Annotated in this window: 16 protein-coding genes, 1 pseudogene and 1 riboswitch; of the genes and pseudogenes, 6 read left to right on the forward strand and 11 right to left on the reverse strand. The window is 68.3% G+C overall.

Translation table 11 applies throughout. The features are described from left to right. Positions 1 to 57 precede the first annotated feature (57 nt). From GFK26_RS05975 to GFK26_RS05995, 5 genes are all read right to left on the reverse strand, one after another. On the reverse strand, positions 58 to 1,263 hold the full coding sequence (locus tag GFK26_RS05975; RefSeq protein ID WP_153281197.1) for an ABC transporter substrate-binding protein: 1,206 nt from the start codon (positions 1,261 to 1,263) through the stop codon (positions 58 to 60). A gap of 59 nt (positions 1,264 to 1,322) precedes the next feature. After that, positions 1,323 to 1,907 carry an amino acid synthesis family protein gene (locus GFK26_RS05980; protein WP_153281198.1) on the reverse strand — a complete coding sequence of 195 codons (585 nt, stop codon included), beginning with the start codon at positions 1,905 to 1,907 and terminating at the stop codon, positions 1,323 to 1,325. 38 nt (positions 1,908 to 1,945) lie between these two features. Next, complete coding sequence (locus GFK26_RS05985) at positions 1,946 to 2,587, reverse strand: amino acid synthesis family protein (RefSeq protein ID WP_101493533.1); 642 nt, start codon at positions 2,585 to 2,587, stop codon at positions 1,946 to 1,948. A 21-nt stretch (positions 2,588 to 2,608) separates the two neighbouring features. Further along, on the reverse strand, positions 2,609 to 3,511 hold the full coding sequence (locus GFK26_RS05990; protein ID WP_153281199.1) for a UPF0280 family protein: 903 nt from the start codon (positions 3,509 to 3,511) through the stop codon (positions 2,609 to 2,611). Between the two features lie 161 nt (positions 3,512 to 3,672). Then, the gene (locus GFK26_RS05995) at positions 3,673 to 5,292 is read right to left on the reverse strand and encodes a 6-hydroxynicotinate reductase (RefSeq protein ID WP_153281200.1); all 1,620 of its coding nucleotides are present in this window, start codon (positions 5,290 to 5,292) and stop codon (positions 3,673 to 3,675) included. Positions 5,293 to 5,611: 319 nt separating this feature from the next. Between GFK26_RS05995 and GFK26_RS06000 the strand changes: the two genes are divergently transcribed. From GFK26_RS06000 to GFK26_RS06010, 3 genes are read left to right on the forward strand one after another with little or no spacing between them, the layout of a single operon-like run. After that, positions 5,612 to 6,385, forward strand: coding sequence for a ferredoxin--NADP reductase (locus tag GFK26_RS06000; RefSeq protein ID WP_153281201.1), 774 nt, complete (start codon positions 5,612 to 5,614; stop codon positions 6,383 to 6,385). Between the two features lie 30 nt (positions 6,386 to 6,415). Beyond that, the gene (locus tag GFK26_RS06005; RefSeq protein WP_153281202.1) at positions 6,416 to 7,189 is read left to right on the forward strand and encodes a TetR family transcriptional regulator; all 774 of its coding nucleotides are present in this window, start codon (positions 6,416 to 6,418) and stop codon (positions 7,187 to 7,189) included. Further along, positions 7,135 to 8,334 carry an amidohydrolase family protein gene (locus tag GFK26_RS06010; RefSeq protein ID WP_153281203.1) on the forward strand — a complete coding sequence of 400 codons (1,200 nt, stop codon included), beginning with the start codon at positions 7,135 to 7,137 and terminating at the stop codon, positions 8,332 to 8,334. The genes GFK26_RS06005 and GFK26_RS06010 overlap by 55 nt, the downstream gene beginning before the upstream one ends. Positions 8,335 to 8,455: 121 nt before the next feature. Here GFK26_RS06010 and GFK26_RS06015 read toward each other — a convergent pair whose 3' ends face one another. The 4 genes from GFK26_RS06015 to metH form a co-directional block, all read right to left on the reverse strand. Further along, complete coding sequence (locus GFK26_RS06015) at positions 8,456 to 8,845, reverse strand: GtrA family protein (protein ID WP_153281204.1); 390 nt, start codon at positions 8,843 to 8,845, stop codon at positions 8,456 to 8,458. Then, complete coding sequence (locus GFK26_RS06020) at positions 8,842 to 9,828, reverse strand: glycosyltransferase family 2 protein (RefSeq protein WP_153281205.1); 987 nt, start codon at positions 9,826 to 9,828, stop codon at positions 8,842 to 8,844. Before GFK26_RS06020 ends, GFK26_RS06015 begins: the two co-directional genes overlap by 4 nt. After that, positions 9,825 to 11,588, reverse strand: a complete 1,764-nt coding sequence (locus tag GFK26_RS06025; RefSeq protein WP_228121928.1) for an ArnT family glycosyltransferase — start codon at positions 11,586 to 11,588, stop codon at positions 9,825 to 9,827. Before GFK26_RS06025 ends, GFK26_RS06020 begins: the two co-directional genes overlap by 4 nt. 100 nt (positions 11,589 to 11,688) lie before the next feature. Further along, on the reverse strand, positions 11,689 to 14,403 hold the full coding sequence (gene metH, locus GFK26_RS06030; RefSeq protein ID WP_416222545.1) for a methionine synthase: 2,715 nt from the start codon (positions 14,401 to 14,403) through the stop codon (positions 11,689 to 11,691). Positions 14,404 to 14,473: 70 nt separating this feature from the next. Next, a riboswitch (S-adenosyl-L-homocysteine riboswitch) is annotated at positions 14,474 to 14,549 on the reverse strand. Between the two features lie 133 nt (positions 14,550 to 14,682). Between metH and GFK26_RS06035 the strand changes: the two genes are divergently transcribed. Beyond that, positions 14,683 to 15,738: an esterase/lipase family protein gene (locus GFK26_RS06035; protein ID WP_153281208.1), complete on the forward strand. Its 1,056-nt coding sequence runs from the start codon at positions 14,683 to 14,685 to the stop codon at positions 15,736 to 15,738. An 11-nt stretch (positions 15,739 to 15,749) separates the two neighbouring features. Continuing rightward, positions 15,750 to 16,661 carry a lipase secretion chaperone gene (locus GFK26_RS06040; RefSeq protein ID WP_153281209.1) on the forward strand — a complete coding sequence of 304 codons (912 nt, stop codon included), beginning with the start codon at positions 15,750 to 15,752 and terminating at the stop codon, positions 16,659 to 16,661. A gap of 21 nt (positions 16,662 to 16,682) precedes the next feature. Here GFK26_RS06040 and GFK26_RS06045 read toward each other — a convergent pair whose 3' ends face one another. After that, on the reverse strand, positions 16,683 to 17,120 hold the full coding sequence (locus GFK26_RS06045) for a PACE efflux transporter (protein ID WP_153281210.1): 438 nt from the start codon (positions 17,118 to 17,120) through the stop codon (positions 16,683 to 16,685). A 109-nt stretch (positions 17,121 to 17,229) separates the two neighbouring features. Here GFK26_RS06045 and GFK26_RS06050 point away from each other — a divergent pair, with 109 nt between their 5' ends. Further along, positions 17,230 to 18,150: a LysR family transcriptional regulator gene (locus GFK26_RS06050; protein ID WP_153281211.1), complete on the forward strand. Its 921-nt coding sequence runs from the start codon at positions 17,230 to 17,232 to the stop codon at positions 18,148 to 18,150. 575 nt (positions 18,151 to 18,725) lie between these two features. Here the strand turns inward: GFK26_RS06050 and GFK26_RS34545 are convergent. Beyond that, a pseudogene (locus tag GFK26_RS34545) lies at positions 18,726 to 18,920 on the reverse strand (SH3 domain-containing protein); the annotation flags it as partial. Position 18,921 lies beyond the last annotated feature (1 nt).

An 18,921-nucleotide genomic window follows, 5' to 3' on the forward strand; every position in this document is an offset into this window, starting at 1 on the left:
ACACCGCGCCCCGCCGTCATCGACCGACGGCAGGCGCGTTGCGGGAACCGCGCGCAATCAGTCGGCGGGGCGCATCTTCTTCACTTCGTCGTCCGTCGGCTGGAACTTGGCGCCGTCGAGGTACACGTAGTCGACCATCACGCCCTTGCCGCCGTCGTTCTTGGTCTTGCCGACGTACGCGCCCATGGTGGACTGGTTGTCCTGCGCGCGGTAGCTGATCTTGCCGAAGGGCGTGTCGACCTGCAGGCCCTTGAAGGCTGCGACGAGCTTCTCGGTGTCGGTGCTGCCGGCCTTCTTCACGCCGGCCGCGATCGAGTAGATGGCGCTGTAGCCCACCACCGAACCCAGGCGCGGGTAGTCCTTGAACTTGGCCTGGTAGGCGTCGTTGAAGGCCTTGTGCTCGGCGGTCTTGATGCCGTACCAGGGGTAGCCGGTGACGATCCAGCCGTTGGGTGCTTCGTCCTTCAGCGGGTCGAGGTACTCGGGCTCGCCGGTCAGCACGCTCACGACTTCACGGTCCTTGAACAGGCCGCGCGTGTTGCCTTCGCGCACGAACTTGGAGAGGTCGGCACCGAACAGCACGTTGAAGATGGCGTCGGGCTTGGCGTCGGCCAGGGCCTGCGCCACGCTGCCCGCATCGACCTTGCCCAGCGGCGGTGCCTGCTCGGCGACGAACTCGACGTCGGGCTGCGCGGCCTTCAGCAAGGTCTTGAAGGTGGCGACCGACGACTGGCCGTACTCGTAGTTGGGGTACACGATGGCCCAGCGCTTCTTCTTGAGCTTGGCCGCCTCGGGCACCAGCATCGCGACCTGCATGTAGGTCGAGGGACGCAGGCGGTAGGTGTACTTGTTGCCGTTGCTCCAGACGATCTTGTCGGTCAGCGGCTCGGCGGCGAGGTAGAAGAATTTCTTCTGCTTGGCGAAGTCGGTGAGCGCCAGGCCGGTGTTCGACAGGAAGGCGCCGGCCAGCACGTCGACCTTCTCGCGCGAGATGAGTTCTTCGGCCACGCGCACGGCGTCGCCGGGGTTGGCGTTGTCGTCGCGGCTGATGAGCTCGAGCTTCTTGCCGTTGACGCCGCCCTTGGCGTTGATTTCGTCGACCGCGAGTTCCATGCCCTTCTTGTAGGGCTCGAGGAAGGCGGGCTGCGCCTTGTAGCTGTTGATTTCACCGATCTTGATCACGCCCTGCGCATGCGCGGGGACCAGGGCCGAAGCCAGCGTGACGACGGAAGCGGCGCAGAAGACATGGCGCAATGGATTCATCGGGAAGCTCCTAGAAGTTCGAACAGAAAACACGATGCAGGTGACGATGCAATGACAGGTCAGCGAAGGCCGTCTTCGCCCTTGATTTCGCTGGCCTGCAGGCCGCCGACGCGCGGCAGCGGTCGGCCGCTGTCGGTGACGGCCACGGCAACGACGATCTCGTTGGCGCGCGGCGCGTCGGCCACGCGGGCCTCGATGGCGTCGAAGTGGCTGCGCACGAAGGCGGCGTCCTTGTGGCCGAGCGGCACGTCGATGGCGGTGCCCAGCGTGCCCTGCTTCTTGGCCGAGGGCACGAGCGCGGCGCCCTTCTCGACCGCCACGCGCAGCGGCGCGCCCAGCTTGGGATGCAGGATGGCGGCGGCATGCTCCAGCTCGCCGCGCTCGCCGACGATGGCGGCCTTGCCGTAGCTTTGCACCTGGCCGGGCTCGATGCCCAGCGCCTTCACGGCCTTCTGGCCGAGCAGCGCGCCGAGCTCTTCGCCGATGGCGATGAGTTCGTCGAGGCTCTCGCTGTAGCGGCCGGCGTAGGGGTTCTCGATGACGGCAATGGCGACGGCGCGGCGCGTGGGCGGCGTCACGTCTTGCCCCATTTCCTTGCGGGTTTCGTCCACTTGAATGACGAGCTTGCGGATGTTGGCGGTCATGTCTGTGTGTTCCTTGTCTTGTCTCTTGTCTTGCGGGCTCAGCGCAGGCCGTCCCACTTGCTGATGTCCTTCGCGAGCAGGCCGCCGACACGCGCATGCACGCGGTAGCCCGTGCTCATCGCGAGGATGAAGACGATCTCGTCGGCCAGCGGCGCACCGGGCACGCGCACCTCGATGGCGTCGAACTGGCCGCGCACGTAGCTGGCGTTGATGTTGGTGAGCGGCACGTCGAGTGCGGCGCCGGGCGGGCCGACCTTCTTGGTCGAGGGCACGATCGACAGCGCATTGCCGGGCTGACCGGTTTTCTCTTCGGCCTTGCCTGCGGTGTAGGCGGCGCGGCTGCCCTTCCAGCCGAGCAGTTCGCGCATCGCGTAGCCGCCGGGCACATGCCACAGCGCGCCGTGCTCCAGCTCGCCGTCGGCACCGACGATGGCGCCCTTGCCGTAGGTGGCGATCTGCTCGAGCGGCACGTCCATGGCGGCGTGCAGCTGGTGCGCCATGTCGACGCCCACGGGGTCGAGCAGCGCCATCATCGGCAGGATGTCGGGCTCGTAGCGGCCCGCGAAAGGATTGGTCAGCACCGCGCCGATGGCACCGCGCACCAGCGGGGTGTCGGCACGTGGGCCGAACTCGTGGTGGATGTGCTCGACATGGGTGAAGACGCGACGGATTTCGATCATGAAAAAGAACCTTGCTTTTCGTTAAGCAAATACTGAACCAACTGCATCGGGCAGCGCGACGTCCAGCGACTTCGAGCATAAGGGTTCCACCAGCCGCCACTGCCCCTGGCAAACGAGCAGAACGGCCCACACGAGCCCCCTTTTCTGCAGCGCGTGGGCGCACGCCGCGCCCGCATCGAGTGCATGGTGCACCTGCGCGGGCGCCAGCGTCGGCACGTCGACGGTGACGAGGATGTCGCCGAGGTCGCTGTCGTCCTTGCAATCGTTGGCGGGCTTGCGCTGGATGAGGGCATCGGCCACATCGACGGCGTTGGCGATCACGGTGGCGGCGGCATCGGCCTGCGCCGCGGTGGCGGCCAACACCGTCACGCTGTCGGCGATGCCCAGCGAGAAACTGCGCCCGCGCCAGCCGCTGGTGGCAACGCCGCGCACGGGCTGGTCGGCGTGCAGCTCGAACTGGCCGTCGGTGGTGAGCACGCGGCTGTCGCGCCAATCGAAGCGCGCGAGGTCGGCGAACACGCCCACGCGCGCCGAGTGGCCGGGCGCGAGGTGCAGCGCGATGTCGCCGCCGTTGTTGATCCACGCGCGCTCGATGCCGGGCCGGTCGTAGAAGGCGATGAGTTCCTGCGCCACGCTGCCGGCCACGGCCGCCATGGGCGTGAGGAACAGCGGCGAAAAAGCATCGCAGGCGTCCCACATGCGCCGCGCGACGACGCCGCGCGGACGCTGGCGTGCGGTCACGGGCAATCGCAGCTGCGGCAGTTCGCGCACGAGTTCGTCGAGCACGTGGCCGAAGCGCGCCCAGGCTGCGTCGTGCGCGGCGGCGACGGCGTACGGGTCGCCGTGCGCCTCGGCCACGATGTCGATCGGGCCGTGGTTGAAATGCCAGCGGCTCGCGTCGAGCGCCGTGCGTTGGGCGCTCATGGCGCAGCCTCGGGGTTCATGCATTGCTCCCTCCCCTTCCGGGGGAGGGCCGGGGTGGGGGCACGCGGCGCATCCATTGAGCGCTCTGCCCGCCCCCATCCCAGCCTTCCCCCAGAGGGGGAAGGAGCAAGAGCCAAGACGCGCATCGAGTCGGGCATCGCTCAACCCAGCATCGGGGCATGGCCCAGCGGCCACGGATTGGCATCGTCGATGACGAGCCACTGGCGCGCCAGCGGTGCGCCGTCTTCCTGCCACGCACCGCGCGCGAGCGCCTGTTCTAGCGGGAAGATGTGTTCGACGTGGCCGCCGAGTGCTTCGTAGTCGGCGCGCCGCATGCTGAACTCGATGGGCGCGACGATCGCCGGCGTGGGCACGGTGCCGAAGCTGTGGTCGGGCATGCGCATGACGTCGGCCATCACGGTGATGCCGCCACCGGGCCACACATAGGCCGGCGCGCCGCCGCACGTGACGTTGACCAGCGCGCGCTTGATGGCGCGCGTGAGCAGCACCGGGTTCTCGGTGACGCCCGCACGCAGGCTGCCGCCGGCGCCGCCGAGGAAAAGCACAGTGCACAGCGAAGGCTCGCAGTTCTCGCCGATGCGATCGACGATGCGGCGCACCTCGGGGGGCATCTCCTGCTCGATGGGCTTGAGTGCGTCATCGAGCACGTACCACTGCGCGTGTTCGCCGGTGGTCGAGGTCATGAGCAGGCGCAGGCCGGGGCGGGCCACGCCCTCTTCCCAGCCTTCGATGATCGAAAGCGGATCGGCGATGTCGGTGCCGCCCCAGCCGTTGCCGGGGTTCGCGACCTGGAAGTAGCGCCCCGGCGTCGACTTGCGCCCCAGCATCTGGATGCCCGAGGGCGTCATGTCGAGGCAGCGGCCGGCCTGGTGTTCGGTGAGCACACCGGTGATGTGGTCGTCGACCACCACCACCTCGTCGGCCACGCCGGCGAACTGGCGCGCGAAGATGCCCACGGCCGCCGAGCCGCAGCCCACGCGCATGCGCTGTTCTTCGACGCCGTTGACGATGGGCGCCTTGCCGGCCTGGATGACGAGGCTTGCGCCGCCGTCGATGGTGCACTCGACCGCCTGCTTGTTGCCCAGCAGCTGCATGAGTTCGGCCGTCATGCGGCCTTCCTTCTTGCTGCCGCCCGTGAGGTGATGCACGCCGCCCAGCGACAGCATCTGCGAGCCGTACTCGGCCGTGGTGACATGGCCCACGACCTCGCCCTTGTAGCGAACATTGGCCTGCTCGGCGCCCAGGAAGCGGTCGGTGTCGATCTTCACCTTGAAGCTGCAGTAGCTGAAGATGCCTTCGGTGACGACGGTGACCATGTCGACGCCCTGGGCTTTGGAGGCCACGATGAAGGGCGCGGGCTTGTAGTCGGGGTACGTGGTGGACGAGCCCACGCCGGTGACGAAGACCTCGTCGGCGTGCAGCAGGTCGCCGTTCCAGTCGGGCGTTGCGTCGGCCTCGGCCACTTCGGCACCGGGGCGATCGAAGGGCACCAGCGCCGGCTGCTCGCTGGCGAGCGTGCGACGCAGCAGCACCACCGGGTCGACACGCACCAGCACGCCCTGGCGGTTGGCGTAACGGTCGCAGGCGCCGGTGCGGCCGTCGGAGATCTGGCACAGCACCGGGCAGGCGTTGCACTCGACCTTGGCGGTGCTCATCTTCTCGTTGCGCGGCGGCGCCTTGCCGAAGGCGGTGCTGCCGGCCTCGGCGATCTGCGGCATGTCGATGCCGGGCAGTCCGTCTGTCTTGGTGTGTTCAGTCATCGGGGCGATCTCGTGGTGTGGTGCTGTCGGAGCGGGTCTTCAGGCTCCGGAGGTTTGCAACAAACGTGCCGTGCAAGTGCTTGTGCGCCGGCTGTCGTTTGTGTAGCATCCCCTACACTTTCATGTTGCGTTCACTACATCAAAGGTCAATGTAGCAAACAGGCCCGATGCTTGCAATGGTGTTTTCTCGCGGTGTTCATCGGGGTTTTTCCGACCAACGACAATGGAGGGTTGCTAGCCGGCCGATGGCGGACGCCCCAAAGGCGTGCATTTCGGCTCAGCCACCCTTTCCTGTCTTCAACCAACACTTGAGTTCTGTATGAGTGCATTCAGCGAAGAACGCGTCCTGAGCGTCCACCACTGGACCGACCGCCTGTTCACCTTCACCACCACGCGCGACCCGTCGCTGCGCTTCTCGAACGGTCATTTCACGATGATCGGCCTGAAGGTCAACAACAAGCCCCTGCTGCGCGCGTACAGCATCGTGAGCCCCAACTACGAGGAGCATCTCGAGTTCCTGAGCATCAAGGTCGAAGAAGGCCCGCTCACCTCGAAGCTGCAGCACATCCAGGTGGGCGACACCATCATCGTGGGCCGCAAGCCCACGGGCACGCTGCTCATCGACTACACGCTGCCGGCCAAGCGCCTGTACCTGTTCGGCACGGGCACCGGCCTGGCGCCGTTCATGAGCATCATCCGCGACCCCGAGACCTACGAGAAGTTTGAAAAAGTCATCCTGGTGCACGGCGTGCGCCAGGTCGACGAGCTGGCGTACCACGACCTCGTGACCGACCATCTGCCCAAGCACGAGATCCTGGGCGAGATGATCGCCAAGCAGCTGCTGTACTACCCCACGGTCACGCGCGAGGAGTTCCGCAACCAGGGCCGCGTCACCGACCTCATCGAGAGCAACAAGCTCACCGACGACCTCGGCCTGCCCCCGCTCAACGTCGAGGAAGACCGCGTGATGCTGTGCGGCAGCCCCGGCCTGCTGGTCGACCTGAAGCACATCCTGGAAAAGCGCGGCTTCAAGGAAGGCAACACCTCGACGCCGGGCGACTTCGTGGTCGAACGCGCCTTCGCCGAGAAGTAAGCAAGCAACAGAAGAGGCGCTGCGCGCACGATGGCCGACTCCCGCTCCGTCAGCAAGCCCAAGCCCCAGCGCCGCACCGGCGTGCGCGAGGCCGCGGCCCAGGCCACGCGCGACAGCATCCTCAAGGCGGCGACCAAGGTGTTCGCCAAGTACGGCTACGACGGCGGCAGCGTGGAGAAGATCTCCAAGGCCGCCAAGTCGTACGACCGGATGATCTATTACTACTTCGGCAGCAAAGAGGGCCTGTTCATCGCGGTGCTCGAAGGCATCTACCAGCGCATGGACGACGCCGAAGCCGCGATCGCGCTCGACGCGAGCCGGCCGGTGGAAGCGCTCACCGAAGTCATCCGCTTCGTGCTCGGCTACTACCGCAAGAACCCCGAGTTCGTCACGCTCTTGAACACCGAGAACCTGCACAAGGGCCGGCACATCTCGAAGTCGCTGCGGGCGCGCGAGTACTCGTCGCGGGCGGTGGCCATCATTGCGGAAATCCTGGCCAGCGGCGCCGCCCAGGGCCTGTTCCGCACCGACCTCGTGGCACGCGACATCTACCTGCTGATCGCGTCCACCGGCTATTTCTACACCTCGAACCGGCACACGCTCACGGCCTTCCTCGGCGAGCCGATGGAGTCGCCCGAGGCGATCAGGCACTGGGAAGATTTCGTGATCGAGACCCTGCTGCGCACCGTGCGCGCGGACGACATCCAGGAACAAGACAACACCACCCCACCCCACGAGGACACCACGAAATGGCAGAAATCGCAGCCGGCGCAAAGTCGGGCAAGGTCGTCATCAAGAACATAGGGCTGCTGCTCTCGGGCGACATCGACAAGCCCATCCTCGACGCCGACACCCTCGTGGTGAACGACGGCCTGATCGTCGCGATCGGCAAGGAAAAAGACTGCGACCTCGAAGGCGCGCAGACCGTCATCGACGCGCGCAAGACCTGCGTGGCGCCCGGCCTCATCGACAGCCACGTGCACCCGGTGTTCGGCGACTGGACGCCGCGCCAGGGCCAGATCGGCTGGATCGACTCCACCATGCACGGCGGCGTGACCACGATGATTTCGGCGGGTGAAGTGCACCTGCCCGGTCGCCCGAAAGACATCGTCGGCCTGAAGGCATTGGCCATCACCGCGCAACGCGCGTTCGACAACTTCCGCCCCGGCGGCGTGAAAGTTCTCGCCGGCGCACCGGTCATCGAAAAGGGCATGGTCGAGAGCGACTTCAAGGAACTCGCCGAAGCCGGCGTGGGCCTCTTGGGCGAAGTGGGCCTGGGCTCGGTGAAGGCCGGCTACGAGGCCAAGCAGATGGTGGCCTGGGCGCGCAAGTACGGCATCCAGAGCACGATCCACACGGGCGGCCCGTCGATCCCGGGCTCGGGCCTGATCGACAAGGACGTGGTGCTCGAGGCCGACGCCGACATCATCGGCCACATCAACGGCGGCCACACCTCGCTGCCCGAGGCGCATGTGTGCGAGCTGTGCGAGAAGAGCACGCGCGCCATCGAGATCGTGCACAACGGCAACGAGAAGGTCGCGATTGCGGCGGCCAAGGCGGCGCTCGAACTGAAGTGCCCGCACCGCGTGATCCTCGGCACCGACGGGCCCGCGGGCTCGGGCGTGCAGCCGCTGGGCATCCTGCGCATGGTGGCGATGCTGTCGTCGATCGCGAACATTCCGGCCGAGCTGGTGTTCTGCTTCGCCACGGGCAACACGGCGAAGATCCGCAAGCTGAATTGCGGGCTGATCGAAGTGGGCCGCGATGCCGACTTCGTCTTCATGGACCGCGCGCAGCATTCGCCCGCGCCGGGCCTGCTCGAAAGCGTGCAGCTGGGCGACATCCCGGGCGTGGGCATGGTGATGATCGACGGCTTGGTGCGCTGCGGGCGCAGCCGCAATACGCCGCCTGCGACGGAGATTCCGGTGGTGGTGTCGGGCGGGCACTGAGCGCCTGCGCCTGTCTTTCTCCTTCCCCCTCTGGGGGAAGGTCGGGATGGGGGCAGGCAGAGCGCTCGATGGATGCGCCGCGTGCCCCACCCAGCCCTCCCCAGAGGGGAGGGAGCGAGATTTACTTCGCGCGGAACACCAGGTAGCGCGCCGACAGAAAGTTCACCCCCAGCCCCGCGCAGCTCCCCAGCGCCACGCCGGCCGCAGGCGCCCACTGGCCCGTCGCCCAATGCAGCACGAGCACATAGGCGCCGTAATTGACGACCGCGCCGCCCAGCATCGTCACGAGATAGCCCAGGTACTCGCGCAGCACCGAACCGTCGGAGCGCCGCGCGCTGAACGTGTAGCGGCGGTTCAGCGCCCAGGTGGCCGTCGCGGCCGCCAGGAAAGACAGCACCCGGGCCCCGTACCACCCCAGCAGCGGCGCCAGCAGGTACAGCACCACCACGTCGACCACGAACCCCGCCGCGCCGACCACGGCGAACGACAGGAACTCGCGTCCGATCTTCATCGGCTGCGCAGGCTCTCGCGCACGCAGGGCTGCGCCAGGTAGCGCAGCCGCTTGGCCTCCTGCCGGCCCAGCGTGACGGTGTGCATCACCACGCCGCAGACGAAGGACAGCAGCGCCGCCAGCATCGCGCCGGTGGCGAGCACCGCCGTGGGCAGCCGCGGTACCAGGCCGGTGTGGGCGTAGGTCATGAACAGCGGCACGGCCAGCGCGAGCGCACCGATGGCGAGCACGGCGGCGACGATCGAGAAGAACTGCAGCGGCCGCTCGCTCACGAAGAGCTTGCCGATGGTCTTCAGGATGCGCCAGCCGTCGCGGTAGGTCGAGAGCTTGCTGTGCGAGCCTTCGGGGCGTGTGCTGTAGGCCGTGCCTTCCTCGGCATAGGGCATGCGCAGTTCGAGCGCGTGCACGGTGAGTTCGGTCTCGATCTCGAACCCCTGCGACAGCGCGGGGAACGACTTGGCATAGCGGCGCGAGAACACGCGGTAGCCCGAGAGCATGTCGGTGAGGCCGCCCCCGAAGAGCTGCGCCACGGTGCCCGTGAGCAGCCAGTTGCCGAAGCGGTGGCCGGCGCGGTAGGTGAGCGCGTCCTGGCCGTCGTCGACGCGGCTGCCGACCACCATGTCGAGGTTGCCCTCGACCAGCCGCGCGATGAGGCGCGGCGCGGCGGTGGTGTCGTAGGTGGCGTCGCCGTCGACCATCACGTAGATGTCGGCCTCGACGTCGGCGAACATGCGCCGCACCACGTTGCCCTTGCCGCGCGCGGTGACGTGCGTGACGATCGCGCCGGCGGCACGGGCCACGGCGGCCGTGTCGTCGGTGGAGTTGTTGTCGAAGACGTGGACCTCGACGCCGGGCAGCGCCGCGCGGAAGCCCTCGATCACCTGGGTGATGGCCAGGGCCTCGTTGAAGCAGGGGATGACGGCGGCAATGCGCGGCATGGCGGGGCTGCCGGCGCTGCGAGGGGAGACATCAGAATCGGTCATGGTGCAGCGGAAAGAATACGGTAGACGCGGCAGCCGTCTTTTTCATACTGCACGGCGAAGTATTTGTCGAAGTCGGTGCGCGCGCTGAACACGGGCACCACGCTGTCCGGCAGCACGACGGCGACGAACCCCAGGCCCCCAAGCTTGCGCGCCAGGTCGCCGCCGGAGAGCTTGCCGAAATCGGTGTAGCGCCATGGCCCGAGCGTGTCGCCCCAGATCGGGTTGGGACCGTAGTAGATCGCCTCGTTGAGCGCGATCTGGTAGACCCGCCCCTTTGCGTTCGCGCGCAGGTAGTCCATCACGGCGTAGCCCGGCACGTGCTTGCGCAGGAAGGCTTCGCGGCTTTCGGGCGTGGGCGAGACCATGGCCACCTTCCTGGCGGTCTGCCCGACCGACACGGCCGCGAGCACGGCCAGCAGCAGCACCACGACCCAGTCGCCCACACCGGCGCCGCTGCGCGGGCCGACCGGTGCGGCGGCAACCTTCGCTCCGCGCAGGCGGCGCACGCCCGCCGCGATCCAGACCCCCAGTGCCTGCCAGCCCACGGCCGCTGTCAACGCCAGCAAGGGGAACGAAGCCGTCAGGTAGCGCGGGTAGCGCGAAGTCACCACCCACACAGCCACCGAGTACAGGCAGAACCAGCCCGCCGCACGCACGGCGGCGGAGCGCTTCCACCACACGCTGAACGGCGCGAGGAACACGGACCAGATCAGTGCATTGGGCATCTCGGCGTGGACGCGCACGTCGGCCACCTGCTGCACGTAGTCGGCCGGGGTCCACTCGGTGAAGCCGAACACGCGCGCGCCGATCGGGTTGAAGGGGTCGCCCGTCATGATGGCGTTGCGCGCGTACCAGTAGATGCACGGGATCAAAAAGCACAGCAGCGCCGGCGCCCAGGCCCGCCACACGCGGCGCTCGTGGCGCACCACGAACAGCGCCACCAGCGGCAGGAAGATCAGCGCCTGGTACTTCGAACCTGCTGCCACGCCGAGGCAGAACGCCGCCAGCGACAGCCAGCGCGTGCCGTCGCGCAAAGGCTCGGACTCGCGCCACCACCAGAGCGCCACGCAGGCGGTCAGCACGAACAGCGCCACGCCCATGTCGATCAGCGCGTTGGCGTAGTCGCCCAGGCCCAGCCAGATGGCCGCGCCGATGCAGGCGGTGAGCCGGTTGGCGTGCAGGATGCCCAGGCGGAAGATCATCACCACCGACAGCGCACCCGCCAGCGCGTTGAGGAAGTGCGGCAGCACGTCGTCGCCCACCTGCAGCGCGGCGGCGTACAGCAGGTTGTAGTTGTACGGGAACCAGGGGTAGCGCAGCCACTCGTGGATGCCCAGCGAGCCCTGTTGCGCTACCTGCCGCGCATAGGGCAGGTGGTACATGAGCTCGTCGAAGGCGGCCGGCGGTGCGAGCGGCGCCACCAGCGCGGGCAGCGCGACCAGCGCCAGTGCGATGGCGGCGATGCGCTCGAAGCGGGTCCATGGCGGAGCAGCGGGTGCGGCCGCGCGCAGCGTGCGCAATGCGCGGATGTCGGCGCGCCAGCCGCGCCACTGCCAGGCGGCGGCCACGACGCCCGCACCGACCAGGCCCAGCGTGGCCTCGAGGCGGAACAGCCCGAAGATGGCGAGCGCCTGGAAGGCACAGATGTACAGGCCAACGCCGAGTGCGGCCGCCATGGCGGCTTCGAGCCAGGCGTCGCGGCGCGACGGGGGACGCAGGTGCGCGAGCACCGCACGGCCGGCACCCCAGCAGGCGATCACGAAGATCGCGAACTGGGCGTAGTGCGCGGCGGCAAAGATCAGCTTCTGAATATCAACTCCCGTGGCCGGTCACTCCGGTCGCGCCGACCGGCCGGCAGGTTCAAAGGTTCGGCGCCAGCAGGCGCTCGAGCTCCGATTCGCTCGTGCGACGCCGCGCAGCCTGGTCCTGCAACTGGTCGTGCCCGATCTTGCCGACGTTGAAGTACGTCGCATCGGGATGCCCGAGGTAGAAGCCGCTCACGCTGGCGGCGGGCATCATAGCGAGGCTCTCCGTCAGGGTCATGCCAATGTCCGCGCAGTTCAGAAGGTCGAACATCGGGCCCTTCACGCTGTGGTCGGGGCAGGCCGGGTAGCCGGGCGCGGGGCGGATGCCGCGGTACTTCTCGGCAATCATGTCGTCGTTGCTCAGGCCTTCGTCGCTCGCGTAGCCCCACAGGTCGGTGCGCACGCGGTGGTGCATGGCCTCGGCAAAGGCCTCGGCCAGCCGGTCGGCCAGCGCCTTGAGCATGATGGCCGAGTAGTCGTCGAGGTCGTCCATGAAGAACTTCTCTTTCTTCTCGACGCCCAGGCCGGCCGTGACGGCGAACACGCCGACGTAGTCCTTCACACCGCTGTCCTTGGGCGCGACGAAGTCGGCCAGGCAGCGGCTGGGGCGCATCACGCCGTCGATCATCTGCTTCTCGGTCTGCTGGCGCATGCCGTACCAGGTGAGCGCGACTTCGCTGCGCGTCTCGTCGGTGTACAGCTCGATGTCGTCGTCGTTCACGGTGTTGGCGGGCCAGAAGCCGACCACGCCGCTGGCGCTGAGCCAGCGCCCTTCGATGAGGCGCTTGAGCATGCGCTGGCCGTCGGCGTACACGCGCACGGCCTCGGTGCCGACGACTTCGTCTTTCAGGATGGCGGGGAACGGGCCGGCCAGGTCCCAGGTCTGGAAGAACGGACCCCAGTCGATGTACCTGGCCAGCTCGGTGAGGTCGAAGTTCTTGAACAGGCGCCGGCCGATGAACTTGGGCACGGGCGGCGTGTAGCTCGACCAGTCGACCGGTGTCTTGTTGGCGCGCGCCTTGGCCAGCGGCCACATCGGCACCTGCTTCTTGTTGGCGTGCTGCGTGCGCACCTTGGCGTAGTCGGCGTTGATCTCGTCGATGTACGCGGTGGCCTGGTCGGAGAGCAGGCTCTGCGCCACGCTCACGCTGCGCGAGGCATCGGGCACGTAGACCACGGGGCCTTCGTAGTGCGGCGCAATTTTCACGGCGGTGTGCACGCGGCTGGTGGTGGCGCCGCCGATCATGAGCGGGATCTTCTTGATGCGGAAATGGTCGTCGCGCTGCATTTCGCCGGCCACGTACTGCATTTCTTCCAAGCTCGGCGTGATGAGGCCCGACAGGCCCACGATGTCCGCGCCTTCGACCTTGGCACGCGCCAGGATTTCGTGGCACGGGACCATCACGCCCATGTTCACCACTTCGAAGTTGTTGCACTGGAGCACGACGGTGACGATGTTCTTGCCGATGTCGTGCACGTCGCCCTTCACGGTGGCGATGATGATCTTGCCCTTGGTGCGCACGTCGCGGCCCGCGGCCTCGTCGCGCAGCTTTTCTTCCTCGATGTAGGGCAGCAGGTGGGCCACGGCCGACTTCATCACGCGCGCCGACTTCACCACCTGAGGCAGGAACATCTTGCCGGCGCCGAACAGGTCGCCCACGATGTTCATGCCGTCCATGAGCGGGCCTTCGATCACGTGCAGCGGACGGCCGCCCTTGGCCAGGATCTGCTGGTAGGCCTCTTCGGTGTCTTCGACGATGAAGTCGGTGATGCCGTGCACCATCGCATGCGAGAGGCGCTGGTTGACGTGCACCGGGTGCTCGGGCGTGCCGCGCCATTCGAGGCGCTTGCTCTCGTCCTTGGCACCGCTCTTGGCGGTCTCGGCCACTTCGACCAGGCGCTCGCCGGCGTCGGGGCGGCGGTTGAGCACCACGTCTTCGACGCGCTCGCGCAGCGCGGGCTCCAGGTCGTCGTACACGCCGACCATGCCGGCGTTGACGATGCCCATGTCCATGCCCGCCTGGATGGCGTGGTACAGGAACACGGTGTGGATCGCTTCGCGCATCGGGTCGTTGCCGCGGAAGCTGAAGCTCACGTTGCTCACGCCGCCCGACACCTTGGCGCCCGGCAGGTTCTCTTTGATCCAGCGCACGGCGTTGATGAAGTCGACGGCGTAGTTGTCGTGCTCCTCGATGCCGGTGGCAATGGCGAAGATGTTCGGGTCGAAGATGATGTCTTCGGGCGGAAAGCCCACCTCGTCGACCAGCACGCGGTAGGCGCGCTCGCAGATCTCGATCTTGCGTGCGTAGGTGTCGGCCTGGCCCTTCTCGTCGAAGGCCATGACCACGGCGGCGGCGCCGTAGCGCTTGACCAGCTTGGCCTCGTGCTTGAACTTGTCGACGCCCTCCTTCATGGAGATGGAGTTGACGATGCCCTTGCCCTGGATGCAGCGCAGGCCGGCCTCGATGACCTCCCACTTGGAGCTGTCGACCATCACAGGCACGCGCGCGATGTCGGGCTCGCTGGCAATGAGGTTCAGGAAGCGGACCATCGCGGCCTTGCTGTCCAGCATGGCCTCGTCCATGTTGATGTCGATCACCTGCGCGCCGTTCTCGACCTGCTGGCGCGCAACGGCCAGGGCGTCCTCGAACTGGCCGTTGAGGATCATCCGCGCGAAGGCCTTGGAGCCGGTGACGTTGGTGCGCTCGCCGATGTTGACGAACAGCGTCCCTGCGCCGATGGCGACCGGCTCGAGGCCGGACAGCTTCATGGGAGGGGGAGCGACGGGAGCGGAAACGGATGCGGGAATCTGGGACATGGCCTCACCTGCGGAAGAGTCGAACAGGCGAGCGTCGTTGTCGCCCCAAGCCTGACGATTCGCCTCTGTGGCGAACCGCTGCAACGCTCCTTGGGAAGTCGCGCATTTTAGGTCGATTCGATGGCGCCCTGGGAAAACCCCAGTTTTCATTCCTGCATGTGTCAACAGAATGCGCCCACCGTTTCCGAACGAACGTTCGTGTTTTTAACCAGACGTAAGGGAGAGCGCCAGATGGTCAGGAAGTCGATTGCCCGGTTGCAGCGTGCAGCCACCCCGATGCGCGCCGTGGCCCTGAGCTGCGGCCTCCTGGCCGCCGCGGCCCTCACGGTTCACACGCCACCGGCCCGTGCCGCGGCCAGCGACACCGCCACGCGCGTCGAGGCCTTCGTTACCTCCGACACCGCGAAGACCCGCTACCCGATCGTGCTGGTCCACGGCCTGCTGGGTTTCGACAACCTGCTGGGTGTCGACTACTTCTACGACATCCCCGGCCAGCTGGCCGGCGCGGGCGCCAGGGTGTACGTGGCGCAGGTGTCGGGCACCAACACCTCCGAGATCCGCGGCGAGCAACTGCTCCAAGAGCTCAAGACCATCCGCGCGCTCGAGCAGAACCCCACGCTCAAGTTCAACCTCATCGGCCATTCGCAGGGCTCGCCCACGGTGCGTTACGTGGCGGCGGTGGCGCCCGACATGGTGGCGTCGGTCACGTCGGTGGGCGGCGCCAACGGCGGCTCGAAGGTGGCCGACCTGCTGGCCAAACTGCCCGAAGGCGGCATCGCCCAGACGCTGGTGGTGAAAGCCATCGGCCTGCTGACGGGGATGATCGGTTTTCTCTCGGGCAAGGACCCGAGCCAGCTGCCCGAGGTGCCGCTGAACGCGCTGGCCTCGCTCACCACGGCGGGCGGCGCGGCCTTCGACGCCAAGTTTCCGCAGGGGCGCCCCGCCGCGGGCTCGTCGTGCGACGTGAAGAGCGGCGCGGCGGTGGCCAATGGCGTGCGCTACTACTCGTGGTCGGGCGTGTCGACCAGCTTCAACCTGTTCGACCCGAGCGACACGGCGCTGTCGACGCTGGGCGGCCTGTTCTTCTTCGGCGAGGCCAACGACGGCCTGCTCGCGGTCTGCACCACGCGACTGGGCACGCACCTGGGCGACTACCGCCAGAACCACCTCGACGAAGTGAACCAGGCCTTCGGCAACACCTACGGCAGCCAGTTCCCGTACTACGAGAAGAAGCCGCCGGCGCTGTTCAGGGAACAGGCCGCGCGACTCAAGAGCGCGGGGCTCTGAGGACGCAGCGCATGCGCGGTGTGGCGTTGACCCTCGGCGCGGTCGCGCTGGTGGCCGTGGGGACCGGATGGCTGGCGCTCGGCCCCGAGGCGGTCGATGCGCCGCGGGCCACCGCGCCCGCAGCAGCGACCACCACCGCCGCACCGTCTCCCGCGCAACGTCCGGCCTCCACCGCCGCAGCCCCCGACGCCCTGCTCACCAGCGACCTCATCACCCTTTTCGACCAGGTGCTCGCCGAAGCGCAGGCCGACAGCAAGGCCACGCTCATGGCCCGCGCGCCCGCCCTGCTCGCCAAGCACCTGCGCGAAGACTGGCGCGTGCGTGCGCTGGGCCTGCTGGAGCGCTACGTCGACATGCAGGAGGCCCTGCGCACCCTGCAGCCGCCCGCGCCCGACGACCCGGCCTTCCTGCGCCGCAGCCTGGAGGCGCGCGAGGCGGTGCGCCGCCAGTTCTTCGCGCCCGAGGAAATCGAAGGCCTGTTCGGCGACCAGATCCGGCAGGACCAGTTCATGGCCGAGAAGATGGAACTGCTGTCCAACCCCGACCTCACGCCCGAGCAGCGCGCCGCGGCGCTGGCGCAGAGCGAGCAGGCCTGGCTGTCGCCCGCGCAGCGCGAGGTGCGCAAGGACGCGGTGGCCCACCTCGACGTGATGCGCCAGACCGAGGCGCTGCAGGCGCGCGGCGCCAGCCCCCAGGAGCGCTTTGCCGCGCGCAGTGAGACCTACGGCTACGAGGTGGCGCGCGGCCTGGCCACGCTCGACCAGGAAACCCAGGAGTGGAACGCCCGGCTCGACCGCTACGCCAACGCGCCCGAGGCCGAGCGGGCCCAACTGCGCGAGACGCTCTTCAACGAGAACGAGCGCCTGCGCCTGAGCGGTGCCCTGGCGATGCGCTCGTCCGCTGCGCCCAAGCCGGCGCGATGAATCCGCCAAGTAAGCGCAGGCTTACGCAGGCTGCGCTTCGCCCAGCGCCGAGGCCGGCAGGCCGAACACGCGGTCGAAGGCCCAGTTGAAAACGAAGGTGTAGACCAGGAAGAACACCACCAGGCCCAGGTCCATCACCAGCGCCTGCCAGAGCGACACGCCCAGGCCCCAGGCCAGCATCGGCACCAGGAAGGCGATCAGGCCGCCCTCGAAGCCGATGGCGTGGGCGATGCGGCGCTTCAGGCTGCGCCCCCGCACCGCCTGGCGCGACTCCCAGCGCTCGAACAGGGCGTTGAACGTCAGGTTCCAGATCACCGCGATGACCGAGGCGCCCACGGCCAGCAGGCCCGAATGGCCGAGCCCCGCGTCCGACATCAGGGCCAGGCCGGCGCTGGCCGCCACGATGGCGATGCCCTCGTAGAGGGAGATGTAAACGATCCGACGCTGAATGCCCTGCATGAATTTCTCTGTGTGTTTGACTGCGATGGGTAGACTTTATTTGTGATTTGCTGATATAAAAAGTTAACTTGTTTCAGTTTTATTGATAGATCAGACAGATCGGGGCGCCATGGCTTTCTCCAGCGACAACGTCGAGGTCTTCCTGGCTGTGATCGACCACGGCTCGTTTTCGGCCGCCGCGCGGGCGCTGCGCAAGGTGCCGTCGGCCGTGAGCATGGCCATCGCCAACCTCGAGGCCGAGCTGGCGCTGCCGCTGTTTGACCGCAGCGGCCGCGAGCCGCAGCCCACGTCGGCCGCGCGCTCGCTCGAGCCCCAGGCCCGGCTGCTCGCGGCCCAGTTGCGGCAGTTGCAGGTGCAGGCGCTGGCGCTCACGCAGGGGCTGGAAGACCGGCTCACGCTGGCCATTGCGCCCGAGCTGCTGGCCGCGCCGTGGAGCGGACCGCTGGCGGCGCTGGCCGACGACTACCCGCTGCTGCAGGTCGAGGTGCTGGCCGCGCCGCAGGCCGATGCGCTGGCGCTGCTGCACAGCGGCCGGGCGCAGCTTGCGCTGGTGTTCGAGCGGCCCAGCCTCGACGGCCGCGAGGGCTTCCAGGAGGTCGGCAGCGACACCATGGTGGCCGTGATGGCGCCCGACCACCCGGTGCTGCGCGCCGCGGCCGGCGAGCGCCTGCGCGAGGAACACCTCACCAACACGCGGCAGATCGTGGTTGCCGGGCGCGACCTGGGCACCAGCGACCCGCGCTTCGTGTTCGCGCGGCACGTCTGGCGCACCGACAACGCGCTGGCGGCGCTGAGCCTGATCACCGCCGGACTGGGCTGGGGCTGGCTGCCGCGCAACTTCGCGCGGCCGCATGTGGCGGCCGGCGCGCTGGTCGAGATTCCGTTCGAAAACCTTAGCAACGGGCTCGACCTGTGGGTGGACGTGGTGTGGTCGCGCGAACGGCCGCTGGGCCTGGGCGCGCAGCGCTTCGTGGCGCTGATCGCGCGCGACCGGCAGGCGGCGGCCGGCATCGCGACGCCGGCCGTGTAAGGCAGGTCAGTTCTTGCCGTGGCCGTGCCCACCGCCCCCGCCACCCTTGCCACCACCTCCGTGTGGACGCCCTCCTCCGCCACCACCGCCGCCCCCACCGGGCCGGCCCCGCCCGGATGCGGATGCGACACGCCCGGCGGTGGTCCGGGCCGGAAGCCCGGCTGCGGACGCGGCGGGCGGAAGCCAGGGTCGACGGACGGGCGGTAACCCGGTCCACCGGGTGGACGCACACCGGGTCCGTGCGGCGGACGGACCCCAGGCCCGTGCGGCGGACGCACGCCCTGCCCCGGCGGCCAGGGCCGCGGCTGCCAGGCCGGGCGCACGGGCGGCGGCGGGCGCCAGCCTGCAATCGGTGGCGGCGGTGGCCGCTGGCCCCACCAGCGCCGGTCGCCGTACCAGGGGCGGTCGCGGTAGTAGTCGGCCCAGTAGCTGCCGATCACGAAAGTCACGATGGGCACGCCGATGACCGCGCCGTAGGTGGCCAGCGGCACGCGCTGCTGCTGGTAGGCGTAGTCGAGGTTCCTCGACCAGACCCAGCCGCGCCCGCCGTCGGGCAGCACCACGTCGCACCAGCCGTAGCCGCTGGTGCAGCCGACCACGTCGACCGGCTGGCCCGGCCCGAGCCGTGCCACCAGCGGGTAGTCGCCCGAGGGCCCGGCGCGCATGTTGACCGCGCCGCGCGTGAAGGCCTGCTGCGCCGCCGCCGCGAGCGGCAGCAGCAAAACGAGCGCGCCCAAGGCGGCGCGACGCAAGAAGGATGTGACGTTCATT

Source organism: Variovorax paradoxus, assembly GCF_009498455.1.
In the GTDB taxonomy this organism is placed as follows: domain Bacteria; phylum Pseudomonadota; class Gammaproteobacteria; order Burkholderiales; family Burkholderiaceae_C; genus Variovorax; species Variovorax paradoxus_H.